This is a genomic window from Lactobacillus sp. CBA3605 (assembly GCF_002970915.1).
Classification (GTDB): domain Bacteria; phylum Bacillota; class Bacilli; order Lactobacillales; family Lactobacillaceae; genus Lactiplantibacillus.
The window spans coordinates 688529-709809 of sequence record NZ_CP027190.1 but is presented as its reverse complement, the minus strand read 5'-3'; the positions used below and the strand labels follow the sequence as shown (position 1 = coordinate 709809).

At 45.2% G+C, this 21281-nt stretch carries 22 protein-coding genes and 1 other annotated feature; of the genes, 16 read left to right on the top strand and 6 right to left on the bottom strand.

Annotated elements, in window-relative coordinates; genetic code table 11:
- Positions 1-28 precede the first annotated feature (28 nt).
- Complete coding sequence (locus tag C5Z25_RS03570; RefSeq protein WP_105451365.1) at positions 29-2659, bottom strand: MMPL family transporter; 2631 nt, start codon at positions 2657-2659, stop codon at positions 29-31.
- Between the two features lie 203 nt (positions 2660-2862).
- On the opposite strand from C5Z25_RS03570, the gene C5Z25_RS03565 reads away from it, so the two are divergent.
- Positions 2863-3084: a hypothetical protein gene (locus C5Z25_RS03565; RefSeq protein WP_105451364.1), complete on the top strand. Its 222-nt coding sequence runs from the start codon at positions 2863-2865 to the stop codon at positions 3082-3084.
- Between the two features lie 59 nt (positions 3085-3143).
- Here C5Z25_RS03565 and C5Z25_RS03560 read toward each other — a convergent pair whose 3' ends face one another.
- Positions 3144-4097 (bottom strand): linear amide C-N hydrolase, encoded by a 954-nt coding sequence (locus C5Z25_RS03560; RefSeq protein ID WP_105451363.1) that lies wholly within the window; start codon positions 4095-4097, stop codon positions 3144-3146.
- Between the two features lie 153 nt (positions 4098-4250).
- On the opposite strand from C5Z25_RS03560, the gene C5Z25_RS03555 reads away from it, so the two are divergent.
- Complete coding sequence (locus tag C5Z25_RS03555) at positions 4251-5312, top strand: aspartate-semialdehyde dehydrogenase (RefSeq protein ID WP_105451362.1); 1062 nt, start codon at positions 4251-4253, stop codon at positions 5310-5312.
- Positions 5313-5493: 181 nt separating this feature from the next.
- Entirely contained in the window at positions 5494-6489 is a 996-nt protein-coding gene (locus C5Z25_RS03550) for a linear amide C-N hydrolase (protein ID WP_105451361.1), read from the top strand.
- A 41-nt stretch (positions 6490-6530) separates the two neighbouring features.
- On the opposite strand, the gene C5Z25_RS03545 is transcribed toward C5Z25_RS03550, so the two are convergent.
- The 3 genes from C5Z25_RS03545 to C5Z25_RS03535 all read right to left on the bottom strand — a co-directional run bounded on the left by C5Z25_RS03545 (position 6531) and on the right by C5Z25_RS03535 (position 9048).
- A complete protein-coding gene (locus C5Z25_RS03545) occupies positions 6531-6878 on the bottom strand; it encodes a DUF1801 domain-containing protein (RefSeq protein WP_105451360.1) in 348 nt (115 codons plus the stop codon).
- Between the two features lie 29 nt (positions 6879-6907).
- Positions 6908-7816 carry a magnesium transporter CorA family protein gene (locus C5Z25_RS03540; protein ID WP_105451359.1) on the bottom strand — a complete coding sequence of 303 codons (909 nt, stop codon included), beginning with the start codon at positions 7814-7816 and terminating at the stop codon, positions 6908-6910.
- A 68-nt stretch (positions 7817-7884) separates the two neighbouring features.
- Positions 7885-9048 carry a VanZ family protein gene (locus C5Z25_RS03535; protein WP_105451358.1) on the bottom strand — a complete coding sequence of 388 codons (1164 nt, stop codon included), beginning with the start codon at positions 9046-9048 and terminating at the stop codon, positions 7885-7887.
- Between the two features lie 240 nt (positions 9049-9288).
- Between C5Z25_RS03535 and hisJ the strand changes: the two genes are divergently transcribed.
- From hisJ to C5Z25_RS03470, 13 genes are all read left to right on the top strand, one after another.
- A complete protein-coding gene (gene hisJ, locus C5Z25_RS03530) occupies positions 9289-10125 on the top strand; it encodes a histidinol-phosphatase HisJ (protein WP_105451357.1) in 837 nt (278 codons plus the stop codon).
- 57 nt (positions 10126-10182) lie between these two features.
- Positions 10183-10416, top strand: a binding site (T-box leader).
- 71 nt (positions 10417-10487) lie between these two features.
- Entirely contained in the window at positions 10488-11630 is a 1143-nt protein-coding gene (locus C5Z25_RS03525) for an ATP phosphoribosyltransferase regulatory subunit (protein WP_105451356.1), read from the top strand.
- A 2-nt stretch (positions 11631-11632) separates the two neighbouring features.
- Complete coding sequence (hisG, locus tag C5Z25_RS03520) at positions 11633-12286, top strand: ATP phosphoribosyltransferase (protein ID WP_105451355.1); 654 nt, start codon at positions 11633-11635, stop codon at positions 12284-12286.
- Positions 12283-13569, top strand: coding sequence for a histidinol dehydrogenase (hisD, locus tag C5Z25_RS03515; RefSeq protein ID WP_105451354.1), 1287 nt, complete (start codon positions 12283-12285; stop codon positions 13567-13569). Before hisG ends, hisD begins: the two co-directional genes overlap by 4 nt.
- A gap of 12 nt (positions 13570-13581) precedes the next feature.
- Positions 13582-14166, top strand: coding sequence for an imidazoleglycerol-phosphate dehydratase HisB (hisB, locus tag C5Z25_RS03510; RefSeq protein ID WP_105451353.1), 585 nt, complete (start codon positions 13582-13584; stop codon positions 14164-14166).
- Positions 14167-14793, top strand: a complete 627-nt coding sequence (gene hisH, locus C5Z25_RS03505; protein WP_105451352.1) for an imidazole glycerol phosphate synthase subunit HisH — start codon at positions 14167-14169, stop codon at positions 14791-14793.
- Positions 14774-15505, top strand: coding sequence for a 1-(5-phosphoribosyl)-5-[(5-phosphoribosylamino)methylideneamino]imidazole-4-carboxamide isomerase (gene hisA / locus C5Z25_RS03500; RefSeq protein ID WP_105451351.1), 732 nt, complete (start codon positions 14774-14776; stop codon positions 15503-15505). Before hisH ends, hisA begins: the two co-directional genes overlap by 20 nt.
- The gene (gene hisF, locus C5Z25_RS03495; RefSeq protein WP_105451350.1) at positions 15487-16245 is read left to right on the top strand and encodes an imidazole glycerol phosphate synthase subunit HisF; all 759 of its coding nucleotides are present in this window, start codon (positions 15487-15489) and stop codon (positions 16243-16245) included. The genes hisA and hisF overlap by 19 nt, the downstream gene beginning before the upstream one ends.
- Positions 16242-16571: a phosphoribosyl-AMP cyclohydrolase gene (hisI, locus tag C5Z25_RS03490; RefSeq protein ID WP_105451349.1), complete on the top strand. Its 330-nt coding sequence runs from the start codon at positions 16242-16244 to the stop codon at positions 16569-16571. The genes hisF and hisI overlap by 4 nt, the downstream gene beginning before the upstream one ends.
- 5 nt (positions 16572-16576) lie before the next feature.
- Entirely contained in the window at positions 16577-16897 is a 321-nt protein-coding gene (hisE, locus tag C5Z25_RS03485) for a phosphoribosyl-ATP diphosphatase (protein ID WP_105452838.1), read from the top strand.
- A gap of 14 nt (positions 16898-16911) precedes the next feature.
- Positions 16912-17985 carry a histidinol-phosphate transaminase gene (gene hisC / locus C5Z25_RS03480; protein ID WP_105451348.1) on the top strand — a complete coding sequence of 358 codons (1074 nt, stop codon included), beginning with the start codon at positions 16912-16914 and terminating at the stop codon, positions 17983-17985.
- 158 nt (positions 17986-18143) lie between these two features.
- Entirely contained in the window at positions 18144-18887 is a 744-nt protein-coding gene (locus tag C5Z25_RS03475; RefSeq protein ID WP_105451347.1) for a TerC family protein, read from the top strand.
- A gap of 17 nt (positions 18888-18904) precedes the next feature.
- Positions 18905-19765 (top strand): NAD(P)-dependent oxidoreductase, encoded by an 861-nt coding sequence (locus C5Z25_RS03470; protein WP_105451346.1) that lies wholly within the window; start codon positions 18905-18907, stop codon positions 19763-19765.
- A 119-nt stretch (positions 19766-19884) separates the two neighbouring features.
- Here C5Z25_RS03470 and C5Z25_RS03465 read toward each other — a convergent pair whose 3' ends face one another.
- Complete coding sequence (locus tag C5Z25_RS03465; protein ID WP_105451345.1) at positions 19885-21240, bottom strand: FAD-dependent oxidoreductase; 1356 nt, start codon at positions 21238-21240, stop codon at positions 19885-19887.
- Positions 21241-21281: the final 41 nt, after the last annotated feature.

Sequence of the window (21281 nt, the reverse complement as noted above, 5' to 3'; positions counted from 1 at the left end):
GAATTAATCAGTGCTGGTCGTTTTGAGGTTAAGCGTTAGTTGAATGGAACCAAGTTTTAGGATTGAGTTGCGGCGGCTGAACGGTCCAAGTCAGTAGTCCCGGTAGGATTAACGGCAGACCTAACTGGATTAGGCCAATCCCTAAGGTGGTCATTAGCCCAGTTGCCGCTAGGGTTGTATCCGATAGAATAAGCATTGGTAAAAGGCCACTTAATTCCAAAAGTGTTAACGGCCAGACACGATGACTACAACGATAAAAGTGTTGCGGCCAAGTGCGTTCAGTCGCTATCCGCCGCCAACTACGACGGTCAATCAGGGTGAGACTGACTAAAATCCAATGCAGACTCAGCCAGAGACTACTCCACCCAAGGGCTAACCAAGGGAGTGACATTGTCGGTAGCCAATGCGCGTAAATAAATTGCGTCACGCCCAGGCTAGCAGCAATGATGAGGACTAATCCAGTCGTCAAATAACCGCTAATGACTAATGAACGGCATCCTAGCCAAAGACAAATAGCCATGATGAGTAATGTGATTAAGGCCCATTCCCAAGCGTGAGTAGTTAACTGTTGATAGTTAGTGGCTTGCTGTTCAGGTTCGCCGCTATAAGTGGCGGTTGCATGAGCTAATGGCGATGCTAATTGTGCGGCTTGAACAGTTTGTTGAACTTGCTTAAGCGCCGCAAAGCTGGCCGGATCAGTAGCAGCAGTTTTAAACGTGATGACTAGTTGGGTTATTTTAGCACCTTGACTCATATTGGTTGCTAAGCTGGTTTTTAAAATAGGATCCTGCCGAGCTGGCTGGGTTAAATAGAATAGTTTACCAACTTGACTTGCTTTTAAGGCTGTCAGATAGGCATTAGTCGCAGTAATTGAATTAGTGACCGTTTTTAATTGGTCGGTAGTATGGGTGAGACTTTGTTGAATTATTGTGAGTTGCTGGGCCGTCGCATCAAGCGTCGCCAGCAATGTCGTTTGATCGGCTTGAATCGTGGTGGTTAAGTCGGTAATGGTCGTGATTAAATCCGTTGCCATCGTCAGTTGTTCAGTTAAAGTTGGTTGCGTCATCGGATCGACTTCATCAGCGGTCAGGCGCGTTAAATGACGGGCAATGGCATCGTTTAAAGTGGCTAATTGGGCCAATTTGGCCTGTAAGGTTTGCAAATCAGTTAATTGAGTGTCAATGGCAGTTGCGGTGATAGCTGCTTGATTGGTAGTTAAGTCCTTTTGCAACTCCTTCAAAGTTTGCCGATTAGCATCCAAGTTAGTATTGATTAACTTGAGTTGGGTCTCAACATAATATCCCGTCAGCCGTTTACCGGTGGGTTGGGTCACCGACGTCACAGTCGCAACCCCTGGAATCTGTTGTAATTTAGTCGTTAAAGTATCAATAGCTTGTAAGCTAGTTTGACTCGTCAGCTTAGTGGGCGTCGCTAAATAGAGCGTCGTTTTGGTAGCGGCGCCGGGCCCAAAGTGAGCAGTTACTAAGCGGGTCCCCGTTGTCGGGGTGATTTGATTGGTGTCAGTCAAAGGGTGCCCTAAGCTTACCCCAAAAATTAGCAAGAGGAGGGTCACTAAAATACCACTTAGCGGCCAACGTTGTCCGTAGCGACTTAATTGTCCCCAAGCATTTTTGGGCCAATGCGGCCAAGCGTGCGTTCCTGGCCAATGGAGTTCCGCGGGTAATAATAAAGTCGCAAATCCTTCATTTAGGGTCAGTGCCACCAAGGTCATAATCACGATGGTCAAGGTAATCAGCCAAGCAGAAGCGAGCGCTAAGAAGGGAGTCCAACTAAGCCCAAGTGTCATGGCTGCCAAGGTAACTAATGGCAGCCCCCAGATTTGATGTGTTTGGCGTAAAGGCATGGTAGCTAAGCGTCCCGTCGTTAAATAAACCTGCATATAGGTCCAAGTTAGCCCGGTACTCAGGAGTAATCCGGTTAAACCGACGAGCAAGATGCTATTACTTGTGATTGGCAAGTGCCAGTGTTGACTAGCATTGGTGGCCATACTAGTGGTGACGACTAAGCCAACTGTCTGAATTAAAAGGTTAATCAGGGGTATCAGTACAGAACGAAAAATTAGTGCCAGTAATAAAAAGGCACTTCCAAAAACTAGCCCTAGAATCAGTCGGATTTGGTGTTGTTGGGTGCGATGCTGATTAAGCGTGTCTAGTTCCGGACTGGTGACGGCTGTTTTTAGTCCCGCTACCTGAATTGCAGCCGCTAATTGTTTAGCGACAATGGGTAAGTCTGTTTGGCGCGTATCGATTGCGGCGACCGCGAGTATAGTTGAGCCGTCTTTAGCGGTCAATAACTGGCGATCGTTAGACGAAGTGGTGCTGGTGCGTAGCTGTTTTACGCTGTAGTAATCAGCTTTTTGTTCAATAGCGGCTAAGCGTCGTTGAATGCTAGCTTGTTGACGCTGCGATAAAGTAGCATTTGGATTGTTAAAAACCATCGTTACCGGCTTTGTACTTGACAAATGACGGCCCCAATTATTTTGTAACTGAACTAACTTAGTGGTGTGAGTCTGATTGCGGGTAGTGGCTTGATGTGAGTCCAAAAAAGTGGCCATGTTTGGTAATACGGCGATGCTGGTCAAACTAATTAAAAGCCAAAAGCCTAAGTATAAAAACTTCATTTTGAAAAATTTTCCCATGTTAATATGACGTCCCCTCGTCGTTGATTTTAATATCATACCATATAATTAATATAGGTAGTGGCCTATTTTAAAACCGGTTAAAGGGTGCAAAAGTTAATTCCGACATTGCGAGTCGGTTTGTGCTATTCTTGGATGATTGTGAAAACTTTTACTGATGATTTTTGTCTGAAAGCAACTTGACTTATCGAAAGGAGCTCATCATGCCTAATTATGCTGCTTTATTGGGCCCGGACCGTTATGATTTAGCGGTCAAAATTGCCCAACAGTACCATCTTGATCCTAGCCAAGTTTTATTTGGTTATTTGCAAGTTGTGAGTGACGTGACTAGTGGCAAGCAAGCCACACAAGCCGATCTCCATGATCCGATTGTTCTACAAAAAATTGCCGATCAATTTGACCGGTTTTTAAAGCAACGCCATTAGTATTAAGGCGGTTCAAAAGCGTTTGACTCGCATGCCAAACGCTTTTTTCGTAGGCTGATTTAATCGGCTGAATAGACTTTAGGCTGGGTCCAGTGTGCGATCATGGTCGACGTTAGCGCAATTGTTTGTAGCCGTTGTGTGGTACGTGGTCGGAAGTAGTAAGTTTGCGTCGTTAAGTTAATGAGCCCCTGGTAATGCGTATAATTGTGACTAACTTGATTGCGACGAGCAGGGTCGTAAGGGAGACTGACAGCGGTTAGCCAAGTCAAAATGGTTGGCACCGTGGCTGCTGCGGATAAAGTCGGGGTGCCCCAACGACGAATTGCCATCTGAACAAAACGTTCCGTGGGGATGCTACCGGTGGGCAGGGGGTGGTTTGTTACCAACCAGTTTTTGGCTGCTGCCTGGGTCTGGGCATTAAAAGTAGTTCCGGCAACGTGTAAAGTCTGATTCAGGCGACTCAAGTGCGTGGCTAAAATAGGTGTGTTCGTGAGAATGCCACTGGGATTAACTTGGGCGGTTAGCGGGCCACCCGTGGGTTCAATCACTAAAGTCTGCCCACTTTGGTCACTTAAGACCCAATGGAAAGGGTAAACATAGGGCGCATCGCCCCAATTTTGACCAACAAGATTAACGTGAGGCAAGTCTGCCACAATGGCAGCCAATGTCGTGTGTTCGCCTAAAGCCCACAAGATGAAGTCTTGCGGCGTCAAATTGACTTGGTCTGGACGAATCTGCGCAGCATAATGGACGGCATGTGGGAGATAGAGCTCAGCACACGTGATGCCGCTTTCATTTAAGCCGTCAGCCATTAATGGGGTGGAAAAGTGAGCGGGTAACCGGCCACCACCTAGGATGGCGAGCTGAGTCGTCCGTTGAGTTGCTAGCCCGGTCTGCCAAGCATAGTGACGTGGCAAAAAGATGGGTCGCCACGGGGTCGTTGTTGGGAAATCCATGGTACGGGCAAAAAAATGCTGGTGGTCCAGATTGGTATAAGTTAAGCTAGTGCACATTTTTGAGGTCACCTTTCGGTTGATTAGATAAGGTTAGTATACGCCAAATTACGACTAGTTGACCGATAGTAACTGAAATGGTCTCATAAGTTTCTAACGATTGAAATTGTGCTATAATAAAGTTTCAATAACTATCAAAGCGAGGTCTTCATTGTGAGTGGATATAACGTCGCGATTGTCGGTGCTACTGGCGCAGTTGGTGCCCGGATGATCAAAATGGTTGAACAAACGAGTTTGCCGGTTAATTCGGTTAAACTTTTAGCATCAAGTCGGTCAGCGGGGAAGCAACTCAAATTCAATGGTCAAGACTTGACGGTTGAAGAAACGGTTCCAGAATCATTTGAAGGCGTGGATTTAGCGCTCTTTTCAGCTGGTGGATCAGTTTCAAAGAAGTTTGCTCCCGAAGCAGTTAAACGTGGAGCCGTAGTTGTTGATAACACGAGTGCTTTTCGGATGGACCCGAACGTGCCATTGGTGGTTCCAGAAGTTAACGAAGATGCCTTGTATCAACATCATGGGATTATTGCGAATCCAAACTGCTCAACAATCCAAATGGTGGTCGCCTTGGAACCAATCCGTAAAGCATATGGCTTGAAGCGTGTGATCGTTTCAACGTATCAAGCGGTTAGCGGTGCTGGTAATCGGGCCCTCCAAGAATTACGAGATGAGACGCAAGCTTATCTTGATGGCAAGGATATGGAAGCCCATATCTTGCCCGTAGCTGGTGAAAAGAAACATTATCCAATTGCTTTCAATGCGTTGCCACAGATTGATGTCTTTGAAGAAGACGGTTATACGCATGAAGAATGGAAAATGATTCATGAAACCAAGAAAATTATGTGTGGCGGCGATATGGATAGTAAGGCGATTAAAGTCACCGCAACCTGTGTTCGGATTCCGGTCCCAGTCAGTCATTCAGAAGAAGTTTACTTTGAGGTTGAAGACGATCAAGCTAATGTCAAAGGAATCCAAGCTGCTTTAGATGCGGCACCTGGTATTGTATTACAAGATGATCCAGCCAATCAGATTTATCCATTGGCCCATAATGCCGAAGGATCAAAGGAGACTTTTGTTGGCCGCGTGCGTCCAGACCAAGAAACGCCGAAAGCATTCCATTTATGGGATGTTTCAGATAACTTACTAAAAGGTGCCGCTTGGAATTCAGTTCAGATTGCGGAACATTTAGATAAGTTAGGCTTATTACACATGCAATAAGCGCATTAACTGATTAAATAGCCTATTATGAATTAACGTTGTAAAACCAATGCGGTTTTACAACGTTTTTTTTGCTATCGGTGCATCTGCGTGACTAAAAGTGGTTATAAAGGTGTATCTTTGAAGCCCAACGTGAATTCGGTTACACTAACGGTAATCAGTCATTTAGGGGGGCATTGTAATGTGTACTGGCATCAGTTATTCATCAACGGATCAGCAAGAATTCTTTGGTCGGACGCAGGAATATAATTTAGATTATGATTATGTGGTGGCTCAATTTCCAAGTGAGTTTCACGTGCAGCTGGGGATTAGTGATTGGCAGACGCGGTATTCGGTTTTAGGGATGGGAACACGACTGAAAAATGAGCTCATGCCAATGGTTTTAGATGGGGTGAACGGCAGTGGTCTAGCCGGGTCGACACAATATTTTGCGGTGGATGATTTATATCAACCTTTGAAAAATGTTATCACGGCTGGCAAAAAGCCCATTTATGCGGAACAATTTATTTTTTACTTGTTGTCAATGTGTCAAAATATTACTGAAGTCAAAGCAGTTCTTAAAAAAGTTGCGATTCCAGATCAATCAATCGTGCAAGCAACGGGCTTGCCGCAACATTTTTTTATCAAAGATGCGACGGGGGCTAGCATTGTCATCGAACCAGATGCAACCGTTGGGTTTAAGGTCTATGATAATTCGATTGGTGTGATGACGAATGCGCCAGCTTTTGATTGGCAAGTCACTAATTTACGCCAGTACGCTGGTCTGACGGCAGCGCTACAACCGGATTTACCTTTGCGGCAGATGAACCTGACTGCAGCTGGTAAAGGGGCTGGGTTACTCGGTTTACCGGGTGATTTCACCTCAACTTCACGGTTTGTGAAAGCCAGTCTGTTATTAAATCTCATGCAACTACCGACAGCTACCACAGCTGTGGAGACTGGATTCCATCTGTTAAGTTTATCGGACATTCCCAAGGGGACTATGCTGTGTGCCGATGGCTCGGTAGAATACACGCAATATACGGTCATTTATAATCAAACTAAGCGTGAGCTGTACCTTAAGTTATATGAAAATCTAGCCATTCAAAAAGTCACCTACCAGGACAATGATGCCCAAGTAAGTGACCCACGAGTTTATGAATTAAATAAAACAGCTAGCTATCAAGTGTTGAACTAGCCCAAACGTGGTCGTCGACGAAATCCGTTGCTGATCACGTTTTATTTTAATAAATTTAAGATGGCTTTGACTAAAGCAACTGGTAGTGGTTGATCAAAAGCAATGTTTAAGCGTTTTTGACCAGTTGCATAGCCAGCCGCTTTGGCAGTTGTTATGATTGCTGGCGATAAATCTGTGGAAATACTGAGGCTGACGTGTGCCTTATAAGCGGCGATACTGACATATTTTTTGTCCATGTCATAAAATGGCAAGTTCCATTTGATTTTTGGCGTGGCTTGGGGTAACTCAGTGGTAATGAGTTGTTGCAAGGCTTGGAGCAGCGGCTGGGCAATCGGTACTGCTTTACTAATATAATCAGCAGTATCAGTAACTGGAATTCGACTAGGCATTTAAAAAGACCTCCTAATGGTCAAACGTGTTATTTATGAAACGAGTTGCGGCGTAACAGCCAAATTGTTAGGACACAAAGTCCAATTGTGATTAAGACGGTAATTTCCCAGCCAAAAGGATTCTTCATGAATGGGAGATCGACATTTTGCCCGAAAAAGCCAAAAACAATATTTGGAATGGTTAAAACGATTGAAAAAATGGTTAATAACCACATGGTGTTGTTCAGGCTGTTATCTAAAATATTCGAGTAGGCATTTGAAACGCGGCCAATAATATCAGAGGCAATGTTGGCCATCTCTAACCCTTGTTGTGCTTCGACGATGATGTCATCAAGCCGTTCTTTTTGAGCTGTTGAGAATTTAATGGGGGCAAACCGTTTGAGGGATTGCAACAAGTCATTATTCGTTTTTAAAGAGGTCAAAAAGTAGACTAAGGTTGTTTCTAATTCCATTAATTGTAGAATAACTGATCGTTGAATTTGTTTTTGCATTTTTGACTGGATGTTTTGGCGCTCTCTATTGATGGTATTGATGGCTTGAAAATACTGCCGTGACAGTTGATATAAGACATCGAAAATATAATCAAATGGATGTTTCACTTTTTCCCAGTCAGCATCAATGATATCTGCTAACAAATCGTCGACATATGCCGTGTGATCGGTAGTAAAGGTTAAGAGTGTGTGATCGACCAACATAAAGCTAACTTGGGCGGTATGGGTGCCCTCATCAGCATTCTTAGTGACGACATCAAAAATAATAGTCGTGATGGCACTCTTGTCATCATATTCTAATCGGCCCCGTTCGTTACGGTCGGTGGCATAACCTAACATTTCATCGGTGACGTGTTCTTCATTAACCAGTTGTTGATAATCGTTATCAGTATAGTTATTAACTGCGACCCAGCGAAAATCGTCGCTTAGTGCTTGTACTTTTATCATTTGCTTACTTCCAGAAGTTTGATTTACTCTAAATTTAACATGTTTTACGGGTCAACGTAAAGCGCTATTTAGACAACCGTAGTGCGACTAAGCCGTTCACACCAGAGCTGGTGCTTGCGACTAAAGAAAGCCAGTAAAAGATCATAACTAATAATCAACAGTATCAGCGAGACGATGACCAGGTAAATATCGAGTCGGTTCAAGGCAGCGCTAGGAACATTACCCAGACGGTTGAATAGCCACAAATCTAGGAATAGTAAGGGTAAACTGACCAGGTAGAGGCCGGCATAGTGGATCAATAACTGCCAACCACGGGCTGGTTGCCCATCACTAGCGACTAGGCGACTATGCATGAGCCAGCCACCGAGGGTTTTACCACCGCTAAAGGTTGCTGGTAGCCAGAAGAATAGGACAATGTCAGCTAGATATAACCAACGGAAGTCATGGGGTAACGGCCAAGCAAAGTGTTTAACGAGGACGAAATAGATGACATCAAAGCCGGCGATAGCGAGCCAATCAATCACCAGTGCTAAAATGCGGCGCCAATTAATGGGATGAGTCTGCGGATCTAACCGCGTTGAGTGATCAGTTTCACGCCAACGATGAGGAATGAAACTTAAGGCAACAGCGCCAGCCCAACCGCCGAACGTGTTAGTCATCAAGTCATCAACATCAAACATCCGATAAGCACGGGTGTAGTACCCGTATAGGCCGGTGAGTTGGGTCGTTTCAAAGAATAATGAAATGGCAAAGCTGGTTAATGTAATTAACCAGAGTGGCCAATGATGGCGCCATTTTAAGTAAGCGCCGATGGGCATGAAAAAGATGATGTTAAAAAAGGGTTGGAAGAAAGTTGAAGATTTGAACGCTGCCAGCCAAGTGCTGGGATCGCTAAATTGAAAGGCAGTTAAAAGCTTTAATTGACTTAAAAAGAAAAACGGTTGTAAGTTGTATTCGGCTGTAGTTAAGCTGGCGACCGAACTACGTGAAGGCAACGGCAAGATAATCAATAAATAGGCCGCTGATAAGTACCAAATGAAAGAATACGTGCTGATAATATTGCGTTCAGTTAACGTATCTTTTGTGTGTAATTGGAAACTTAAAATGACCATGGCAATTAATAATGTGATAAAAGGTAAGCCGAGAATAATAATATGGACGGGTTCCAATAAAGTTTTGACAATCTGGCTTGATAAGCCAAGTTGATAGAGTTTAGTGATTATATCTTGCATGTGATATCCCCCCGATGATTGGTTAGTCTTATTGTAACGGAGAAGTGTGACTGAATGATGGTTAATAAGGCTTTTTTTCTCATAATATAACTAAATTAGTGAAAATTTAGTGATTTATTTGAGGTCAAAACCGGTAAAAGTGGGGCTGATACTTTTGAAACCGATTGCTATTTTTAAGCAGGTGTGTTTGAATTATGGGCAATTAGGGCCATAGGCTAACTTTAAAAGGAGCTGAGCAAAATGTTAATGGATGGTCATACGCATACTGAACTATGTCCACATGGGAGTGGTGAAGCCACTGAAAAAATGATTCAACGCGCGATTCAATTAGGGATGCAGAAGTATTGCATTACGGAACATGCCCCGTTGCCGCCAGAGTTCAAGCAGCAATATGCAGGGCGGCTAACTGGTTTTACCACGGCCTCGCTAACGTTGGCGATGGTACCGGATTACCTAAAGCTGGCGCGGGCGTTACAAAAAAAGTATGCCAGTAAGTTAGAAATTTCTGTTGGTTTTGAAGTGGACTTTTTGCCAGATCAGGTGGCGTGGACGCGGGCCTTTCTAAATGAATATGGCCCACAAACGCAAGAAAATATTTTGTCAGTACACTTTATGCAGGGAAAGGACCAAAAGTTTTGGTGCTTAGATGATACCTTGACGGATTTTAAAGCGGGGTTTAAGGCGTGGCTCAAGCAGCCACAGATGCTGTTCAATCAGTATTATCAAACTGTTTTGGCTTCAGTACTCGCTGATTTAGGTCCGACTACGCCGCAACGCATCGGCCATATGAGCTTAATCCGCAAGTTTCAAGACCGTTTTAACTTAACTGCGCCCTTAGATGCGATTAATCTTGCGTTGGTTGATGAAATTTTAGATCAGATAAAATGGCAAAATCGTGAAATTGATTTAAATTTAGCTGGTTTATTCAAACCATTTTGTAATGACTTTTATCCAGGAAACCAAATCTTAGCACGGGCTAAAAAACGTGACATTCCGCTAATATATGGTTCTGATGCCCATGATATTCAAAGTGTTGGTCAAGGGCAACATTTAGCAACTGCTTTAATTAATGGTTGACAAAGGCGCTTCTGACTACTAAAATGAATTTTAAATTAAACGACTAATTAAATTTTAATAAAAGTTCTGATTAGAAAAAGTAACTGATAAATTTATCATCCAGAGAGTCCGGGTAGCTGAGAACCGGGCAGATATTATCGGCGAACCCACATCTATGAACTGCTAAGGTGAACCTGCGTCATTAGCCTTAGCCGAATGGTCTCGTTAGCCAAGTTGACAGTCAGTCAACGTGAGGCTACCAGTGTGAGCTGGTAACGAATTAAGGTGGAACCACGGTTAAACGTCCTTTTAGCAATTTTGCTAATGGGACGTTTTTTTATTTGAATTAAGTCGGTCGAACGAAAGCTAAGGAGGCATTGACAATGTTAAGTAATCTTTTACCACTCGGTACCCGTGATGAATTTGGTCGTCGGGCAGCTACGAAACAGCAATTAATCGCGGTGATTCAGGCCCATTTTAGACAACGGGGCTTAGCGGCCATCGCCACGCCATTATTAGAGCATCAAGCCGTCTTTGATCCTTACCAAATGGGCAGTTACCAACTGTATCGGTTATTAGATGCGGAGGGGCAGACCTTGGTGTTGCGCCCAGATCTAACGTTGCCAATTGCGCGATTTTTGAGTGCAACTAAGATTCCGTTACCCCAAAAGTTTGGCTATGTTGGCGACATTTTCCGAGTGAGTCGGCGGTTATCAGGGTCTTATAACCAAATCACGCAAGCGGGGGTCGAGCTAATTGGGTATGCCTCGATTAAGGCCGAGTTGGAATGCCTCGCAATTGCCAATCAACTTAGTACGGCATTAATTGCGGATGCCGTTGAAATCGAACTTGGTGATGCCCAGTTTGCACAACAGGTTGTGGCAAGCTTAACGCCGGATGTGACGCAGCAAGCCGCCATCAAGCAAGCCTTGTTCAATAAGCAGATTCCACAATATGACGCTTTAATTGCCACTTATCGGGCCGAACCGTTATATGATTTTTTGCAAAAATGGCCGCGGCTATTTGGTAAGCCGGACCTGATTTTAGCGCAATTGACGGCCGCACCATTACCAGCCAGCGTTAAGCCAAGTATCGAACGGTTACGAGCGGTGGTTGCGTGGCTGCAACGGACCATGCCGAATCAAGCAGTATCGCTGGATTTGAGTAGTCAAGCCCCTCAAAAGTATTATACCGGGTTGACCTTTCGGGGCTATTCGCAGGCCGGGGCCGGTTACTTATTCAGTGGCGGTCGGTATGATCAATTACTGGCAAACTTCCAAGCACAAAGTGAACCGGCCGTTGGGATGGGCATAGATGTTGATTTATTAACTGAATTGGCTCTTGATACAGCGACGCCACCGACTAAACAATTACTTTACTTTGAACCGGCTCAATGGTCGCAAGCTGAAAAAATGCTAGCCACTCAGCCGAATGCAACTTTGAGCTTGGCGCCGACGTTGGCACTGGCGCAAGTGGAAGCCCAACAAATGGGTGCAACGTTGGTTGATTTGACAGAAAGGGCTTAATTATGACAGCAGAACGTTTGAAGATTGCATTGACTAAAGGGCGCGTTGAGCAACAAGTGTTGCCGTTGCTAGAACAAGCCGGAATTGACTGCTCGTTGGTCCGTAACAAACAACGGCGCTTGATCTTTGATTCAGCGACGCAACCCTATGAATTTATTTTAGCAAAGGGCCCAGATGTGACCACATTTTTAGAACGCGGGGCCGCCGATATCGGGATTGTCGGTAGTGATATTTTGATTGAACATCAGAGTACGCAATATGAATTATTGGACTTAGGGGTCGGTCAATGCCAGTTCGTCCTAGCGTCCACGGCGGATTTTGAGCCGCAAGCGCCCAAGCGGAAAATTATTGGCACAAAATATCCGTTAATTACGAAGCGTTATTTTGATCAATTAGGGCAAGATGTAGAGATTATTAAAATCGAAGGCTCAGTGGAATTGGCCCCGCTAACCGGGTTAGCTGATGCCATTGTGGATATTACGGAGACTGGGACGACTATCCGTGAGAACCACTTACAGATTTATGATTATTTACAGACGGTCTCGACGCGCTTAGTCGTGAATCGTCTGGCGTTGAAACAACATCAAAGCGCTATTTATGAGTTAGTTGACCGCTTAGCGACAGTCGTGGCGCAACCAAAGGAGTGTTTGTCATGAAAATTATTAATGAAGATTTAGCGACCTTAAAAAAATTGATCCAAACTAAAACACAACAATTAACAGACGAAAAAGTAGGCTTAGTCGTTCAAAAAATTATTGCCCGGGTGATTAAAGAAGGCGATACAGCTTTAAAAGCTTATGAAAAGCAATTTGATCAAATTGATATTGAGGCGTTTAAATTATCAGCAGCGACCATTGATGCAGCATATGAGCAATTAGACCCCCAAGTGAAGGCAGCATTAATGTTAGCCAAGCGTAACATTACGAGCTTTCATGAAAAGGAAAAGACGACTGGCTTTATGGATACTGAGCAACCAGGTGTTTTACGAGGGCAGAAGCTATTACCATTGAATCGGGTTGGACTCTATGTGCCAGGTGGTACTGCCGCTTATCCCTCCACTATTTTGATGAGTGCCTTACCGGCTAAGATTGCTGGCGTCAATGAAATTATCATGGTCACCCCACCACAAAAAGATGGGATTAATCCCGCAGTATTAGCGGCGGCCAAAATTGCGGGGGTGGATGCCATTTATCAAGTTGGCGGTGCCCAAGCGATTGCGGCCTTAGCTTATGGGACTGAATCAATTCCACAAGTTGATAAGATTATCGGTCCGGGGAATGTCTTCGTTGCAACGGCGAAAAAGCAAGTCTTTGGTCAGGTTGCGATTGATATGGTGGCTGGCCCATCGGAAATTGGCATTATTGCGGATGATAGTGCCAAGCCACGTGAATTAGCGGCTGATTTACTCAGCCAAGCGGAACATGATCCGTTGGCGCGACCCATTTTAATTACGGATAGTCCTAAATTAGCTCAAGCCGTTAGTGATAACGTGACGCGGCAATTGAAAGTTTTACCACGAACTGAAATCGCGACGGCGGCGGTTAATAATAAAGGGTTCATTGCAGTGGTGGATCAAGTAACTGCGATGTTTGACCTGATGAACACAGTGGCGCCAGAACATTTGGAGATTCAATTGGAAAATCCAACGCAATATTTGAGCTTGATTAAGAATGCTGGTTCAGTCTTCTTAGGCCGTTACGCCTCGGAACCGCTTGGAGATTATGTGGCGGGGCCCAACCATATCTTACCAACCAGTGGGACGGCGCGATTTTCCTCACCACTCGGGGTCTACGACTTTGTCAAGCGTACCTCATTCGTACAATATACGCGTGCGGCGTTAGCCAAAGAAGCAGATGCGATTACGACATTAGCGCGGGTTGAAGGTTTAGAGGGTCATGCGCGTGCGATTGAAGCTCGCTTTGACACGTATTACGACTAGGAGGTCAAGCAGATGCGACAAGCAACAATTAAACGTGAAACTAAAGAAACGCAAATTGAAATTAGCTTAAATTTGGACGAACAAAGTGGGATTCAGATTGATACCGGGATTGGCTTTTTGAATCACATGCTGACTTTATTTGCAAAACATGGTCGCTTTGGTCTGGTTGTCAAAGCGCATGGGGACTTGGCTGTCGATCCGCATCATACGACCGAAGATACCGGCATTGTCTTAGGTGAATGCTTCAAGCAAGCGTTGGGTAATAAAGTTGGCATTGAACGCTACGGGACTGAATTTGTCCCAATGGATGAAACGCTGGGACAAGTGAGTGTAGATTTAAGTGGCCGGTCATATCTGGTGTTTGATGCGGAACTAACTAATCCCCGCTTAGGTGGTCTCGATACGGAAACGATTGAAGATTTCTTTCAAGCCGTCGCATTTGCAACCGAAATGAATTTACATGCGCGGATTTTATATGGCCGCAATACCCATCACAAAATTGAAAGCTTGTTTAAAGCTTTCGGTCGCGCGATGCGGACAGCCGTCACGGTTAATCCAGATATTATTGGGGTCAATTCTACCAAGGGTGTGATTTAGATGTTTGCAATTGTAGATTATGATACGGGCAATACCCGTAATCTTCAAAAAGCCTTGACGTATTTAAAGGTGCCGACGGTTCTAACCGCTGATCCAGCCGTTTTAACCCAAGCTGAGGCCATTATTTTACCCGGTGTGGGGGCCTTTGCAGCTGCGATGCAGGCTTTGGCTAATCGACAACTTGTCCCGGTATTACAACGTTTGGGCCGCAACGGTAAACCGATGCTCGGGATTTGTTTGGGCATGCAGTTATTATTTGAGAGCAGCACTGAATATGGGGTGCATCCCGGTCTGGGTTTGTTAACCGGGAACGTGGCCGCTTTGCCGACCGATTTAGGAGTGAAAGTGCCACAAATGGGCTGGAATGAGAACCATGTGCAACAGCCGATAACGCCTTTTGTTGGGATTGACGGTGCGTATACTTATTTTGTGCATTCGTATTATGCCGTTAGTCCAGCTAATCAGATTGTTGCCAGTGTTCAACATGGCGTGACTGTGCCAAGTATCGTGCAAAAAGAAAACGTGATTGGGATGCAATTTCATCCTGAAAAGAGTGGTCAAGTTGGCTTAGACCAGTTAGCAACTTTTAAGAAAATGGTGAGTGCAAATGATTTTTCCAGCAATTGATTTAAAAGCCGGCCAAAGTGTCCGCCTGTATCAAGGTGATTTTACCCAGAAGACCCTCATTAATGCCGACCCAGTGAAACAAGCGCAGCAAATCCAAGTCGCACGATTAGGACAATTACACTTAGTTGATTTAGATGGGGCCAAGTCGGGGCAACCAGAAAATTTAGCGACCGTTACGGCGATTCGGCAAGCTTTTACCGGAACCTTAGAACTGGGTGGCGGGATTCGTCGTTATGACTTAGCTGCCCGTTACTTAAAGTTAGGGGTTGACCGTTTAATTATCGGATCGGCAGCATTAACTCAGCCAGCCTTGGTGCAACGGTTGCTGGCTGATTTTGGGGCTGACCGCATTGTGATTGGCGTGGATGGAAATCACGGTCAAGTTGCAATCAATGGTTGGTTAGAACAATCCGAAACGAAGATGAGCACCTTGATGGCAACGATGATGGCGAGTGGCGCCAAGCAGTTTGTTGTGACGGACGTGGCGCGCGATGGCACGATGCAGGGGCCTAATGTCACCTTATTAGCTGCACTTAAAGCCAAGTTACCACAAGCAACGCTCATTGCCAGTGGCGGGATTCGTGATATTGCCGATATACAAACACTGCAGGCAATGGGAATTCAAGACGCCATTATTGGGAAGGCCTTGTATGAAGGAACCGTTACGTTAGCGGCCCTAGCGGAGGTTGACAAATGCTCGCAAAACGATTAATTCCGTGTTTAGATGTGGCAGCTGGTCGGGTAAAAAAAGGGGTTAATTTTGTTAATCTAACGGATGTGGGCGATCCAGTAGCGATTGCAGCAGCCTATCAACAACAAGGGGCCGATGAATTGGTCTTTTTAGATATTTCCGCAACGAATGAACACCGTAAAACGATGGTTGATTTAGTTGAACAGGTTTCAGCCCAAGTCTTTATGCCGTTAACAATCGGTGGGGGCATTGGCAGTGTCACCGATATGCAGCGATTGTTACGCGCGGGGGCGGATAAGATTGCCATTAATTCGGCGGCCGTGGCTGACCCACAACTTATTGCCGCCGGGGCCAAAAAATTTGGTAATCAGTGTATTGTCGTAGCAATTGATGTAGCTTGGGACGATCAAGCACAGGATTATCGTGTCTATACTCATGGTGGGCAACAGAAAACGGCATTGTCAGCAGTAGCGTGGGCTAAGCAAGCGGTTGCCTTAGGTGCTGGCGAATTACTCGTTACCAGCATGGATTGTGATGGCACTAAGGCTGGCTTTGATCTGCGGTTGTATCAGCAATTAGGCGGCGCCGTTGCCGTTCCCATCATTGCTTCAGGCGGTGCAGGTCAATTGGCTGATTTTGTGACAGTTTTTCAACAGGCATCAGTCGATGGGGCTTTAGCAGCATCAGTCTTTCACTATGGTGAATTGACAATTGGTCAAGTGAAACAAGTGTTAAAAACGAAAGGCGTGGTGGTCCGATGACAGCAAAACCAGATTTTGAAAAAGGCCAAGGGCTTGTCACAACCGTCATAACGGATGCGCGGACTAAGGCGGTCTTGATGGTGGCTTGGATGAACGCTGAAAGTTACCAGCAGACGCTTACTTCGGGCGAAACGTGGTTCTGGTCCCGGTCGCGGCAAGCGTTGTGGCATAAGGGAGCCACGAGTGGCAATCGCCAAACCGTCGTCAGCATCAAGTTGGATTGTGACAATGATACGTTACTCATTGCCGTTAATCCTGCTGGTCCAGCTTGTCACACCGGGCATACCAGTTGCTTTTTTCAAACGATTCAAGATAAGAGAGGATAATAATGATGCAAGATATGGAAGCTTTATATCAATTAATCGCTAATCGCCAAAAAACACCTAAAAAAGGGTCATATACCGACTATCTGTTTACCGAAGGATTGGATAAAATCTTGAAAAAAGTGGGCGAAGAAGCAACTGAAGTTGTGGTTGCCGCGAAGAATCCTGATGATGATGCCTTAGTTTATGAAACCGCTGATTTGTTTTATCACGTGTTAGTGTTACTCGTGCAACGGGGCGTGAGCTTTGACCAAATCAAAGTTGAACTCGCCAAACGTGAAGGCGAAATGAGCGACTTTAAAGATCGGCCTGAAATCAAGAATCGTTAGGAGGGGGTTATTATATGAAGGAAAGTGTTCGAAAACTCCAACCGTATATCCCAGAAAAGCCATTAGCAACTTTACAAGCTGAGCTGGGGCTATCACGATTGGTCCGGCTATCCGCTAATGAGAATCCGTATGGGACTTCCCCGCAAGTTGCAACGGCGATTAAAAATTGGGATTGGACGATGAGCAACCGTTATCCTGATGGGAATGCGACTGCTTTAAGACAGGTTTTAGCAAGTCAATTAGCGGTCGATCCGGCCCAACTGGTCTTTAGTGTGGGACTTGATGAAATGATTGCGATGGTCTCACGAACCTTTTTAGCACCAGGTGACCAGGTCTTAGTTTCGGCACCGACTTTTTCAGAATATGCGTTACATGCTGAAATCGAAGGCGCTAGTTTGGTCAGCGTGCCCACCTTGGCCACGGGACAGGTTGATTTTGACGCCTTAGTTGCCGCTGTGACGCCACAAGTAAAGTCAGTTTGGCTATGTAATCCCAATAATCCGACGGGGACGGTTGAGAGCTTAGCGGCGATTGAGGCTTTTGTGCAACAAGTGCCATCGACCACCATGGTCCTGATTGATGAAGCCTATTTGGATTTTGCCACGGATGCGGCTGCCATTACGGCGTTACATTTGCCAGAAAAATGGCCGAATGTGGTTGTGATGCGCACTTTCTCAAAAGCGTATGGCTTAGCGAATTTTCGGGTGGGCTATGCTGTCTTTTCAACGCAATTAGCGCCAACCATGCAGGCAGTGCGGTTACCATATAATTTAAATACCCTAACGCAAGTGGCGGCCATAGCTGCGGCAAAAGATCAGAGCTTCTTGCAAGCGACGGTCGCTAAGAATGCCGCTGAACGGCAATTATGGCAACAATTTTTTGACCAACAACAGATTCATTATGATCAGAGTGCTGCCAACTTTATTTTCTTCGAGTATCCGCAAGCTGCCCAACTAGCAGCTTACTTGTTGCACCAAGGCTACAGCCTCCGCACCGGTTTACAGCCAAATTGGTTACGAATGACTTTTGGTACGGCGGCCGATGGACAAAAGTTACGTCAGTTGATTGCGCGCTATGCCGACAAATAAAAGCGTTAATTTAAATAGCTGCGCTAAATTGCAATCTTCGCAATTTGGCGCAGCTATTTAAATTAGATTATTTATAAAATTAACTATCTGTATTATGATGTTAATAATAACCGGTATACTAGATTGGTGCGTTACTATATTTGAAAAGAGGTCACGACGTGCTACACTTTGTTGAACAGTTATACGGCCCGTTTTTTAGCGGTGCTAATTGGAGCCAGGTGATCACTTCACCCAATGATTGGTTAGTGATTTTATCATTGGCAATTATTGAATGTTTATTGTCGGTTGATAATGCCGTGGTGCTGGCAGCCCAAACGCAACGCCTGGATAATTTGCAGGAACGTGAAAAGTCATTGTTTTATGGCTTGTGGGGCGCCTATATCTTCCGCTTTTTAATTATTGGTATTGGCACGTATTTAATTAGCTTTTGGGAAATCAAGGTGCTCGGGGCGGCGTATTTAATTTATTTGGTCTACCGTTTCTTCACCCAGCACCAAAGTAAACCTGAACGGGCCCCGCGTGGTCGTCGTTTTTTTGGTCTCAGTCAGTTTTGGTCAGTTGTGATTCAGATTGAAATGATGGATATTATTTTTTCAATTGATTCAGTGTTGGCTTCGTTAGCAATTTCTGATAATCCAGTAATCGTGTTGATTGGTGGCATGATTGGGATTGCGTGCATGCGGGGCATTGCTGAGATTATTATGCGATTAATGCGTAAGATTCCAGAACTAGAACCAATGGCGTATGGGCTGATTGTCATTATTGCGTTTAAGCTGTTTGTTTCGATTCCAGCGATTGGTTGGGATATTCCTGCCGCCGCATTTGGAATCATTGTCTTAGCTGCCTTTGTCATGACGATGGTGATTCATTTTATTCGGCAACGGCATCAAAAAGCAGATTAAGAAAGGGGATTAAAATAATGCAACTTGGATGGATTGGAACGGGTGTGATGGGCGCAGCTATCGTCAAGAATTTGATGGCAGCTGGGCATACATTGACGGTGTATAATCGTACTAAAAGTAAGACGGATGCTTTGGTGGCACAAGGGGCCACTTGGGCAGAGACGCCGGCTGCCGTCGCAGCTGCCAGTGATGTCGTCTTTACAATGGTTGGTTTTCCGAAAGATGTTGAACAAGTTTATTTCGGTGAGCAAGGTATTTTTAGTCAGCTAGCTGCTGGTAAAACGGTCATTGATATGACGACTAGTCAGCCGAAGTTAGCGGTAAAAATTGCAGCTTATGCGCAAAAGCATGGCATTCAAGCCTTGGATGCCCCGGTTTCAGGTGGTGACATTGGTGCCCAAAAGGCTACTTTAACGGTGATGGTTGGTGGCGATGAGGCGACTTATACTGCTATGCTACCGCTGTTTCAGATATTAGGGCATAAAGTTAATTACTTTGGTGCGGCTGGTACGGGGCAGCATGCTAAAATGGCGAATCAAATCATGATTGCTGGTACCATGACGGGCTTGACGGAGATGCTACTTTATACGGAAGCGGCCGGATTAGATCCAGAAAAAGTGTTGGCTACCTTATCTAGTGGGGGCGCTGATAACTGGAGTATGGAAAACTATGTGCCAAGAATTTTGAAAGCTGATTATACACCCGGATTTTTTGCTCGGCATTTCTTAAAAGATTTGCGGATTGCGTTAACCGAAGCGGATGCCATGGGCTTGGACTTAGTTGCAACTGCGCAGGCAAAACGGTTATATGAAGTCATGGTTGACGTTAAAGGGCTAGGTTCCCAAGGGACCCAAGGGCTGATTAACAGTTATCGTTAAAAGGTTAATCAAGCCTTATGCATAGTGGGGTATGCAAACACAAAAAAGTGGTTGCTATAGGAAGTTGTAAATTCCTGTAGCAACCGCTTTTTGTGTGTTTAGCTTTGATGAAGTGAAGTCTATTGCAACGCTTTAACCGCTGCTTGGGCGGCCACATTCATGATATTCCAAGGTCGGTCGAAACCTGGCTGGAAGAAGAAATCAGTATAAGCTAAATCATAAACAGTGAGCTTAGCCTGAATGGCGAGTGCAATCGTATTGATATTAGCAGTTACATTGGCTTTGGACATGATTTGGGCGCCTAAAATACGACCGGTGGCGGCATCAAATGTTAATTTGAACCACACCTTAGCATTGCCAGCTGCGGTTGGGACGAACTTTGGTTGCGCCGTATCTGTGATCAGGACTGACTTGGTCTGCAAGTCAAAGTTTTTAGCTGTCCCAGCTTTGATACCCGTCGAAGCAAAATGGTAATCAAAGACAGACAGGGCGGATGAACCTGAAACAGCGGGCATGGCAATTTTAGTGCCCAACAGATTCTTAGCGGCAAAGCGCCCTTGCCGCCGAGCATTGGTTGCCAAAGCAATCCGATTAGCCTGACCAGTTGGGGCGAATGGCACTAAGGTCGCATCGCCGACGGCAAAAATATCAGGGTCACTGGTTTGTAAATAATCGTTAATCGTAATGAGGCCATGGGCATCTAGGTCGATGGTATCTTTTAACCACGCTGTGTTGGCTCGAATCCCAGCGGCTGAGACAACTAGGTCAGCCGGATACTCGCCCTGATCGGTGACGACCTTGGTCACTTTACCGGCCGCACCCGCAAAGGACTTGACGCTTTGACCAGTTGCGGCTTGAATCCCGTGTTCAGCCATTTCAGTGGTTAACACTTCAGTAAATTCAGTATCGAGATATAAACTCAATAGGCGTGGTAATAAGTCAATGACAGTAACGTGTTTCCCAGCTTTTGCAAATACTTCAGCGGCTTCGATACCGATATAACCGGAGCCAATGATTACCACGTTTTTAATATCTGGATCGACGGTCTTAGCCTTTAACTTGATGGCCCAATCTCGACCGCGCATCGCATAGATGTTCTTTAAATCGTGACCGGGAACCGGTAATTCAAAAGGGACGGCCCCGACACTGAGGACTAATTTGTCATAAGTTTCATCACGTTCAGCACCAGTTACGTGGTTGACCACGTGGACGGTATGCGCTACTGGGTCAACTTTGGTAATCTCTTGTTCCACAAAGACATGCACGCCTTGGGCCGTCATGTCTTTAGGCGTTGCATAGCGCACGCTGTTAACGTCTTTGACGGTACCTTCAAGGTATAACTGCATCCCACAAGATAGGAATGAGAGGAAGTCGCCTTTTTCGTACCATTGAATTTCGGTATCAGGCTGTTCAGCTAAAATGCCGCGGACCGTTTCATAACCACCATGGGAAGAACCAACTACGATAACTTTCATGATAAAACCTCCAAATATTTAGTTTATAATTGTTCTAATTC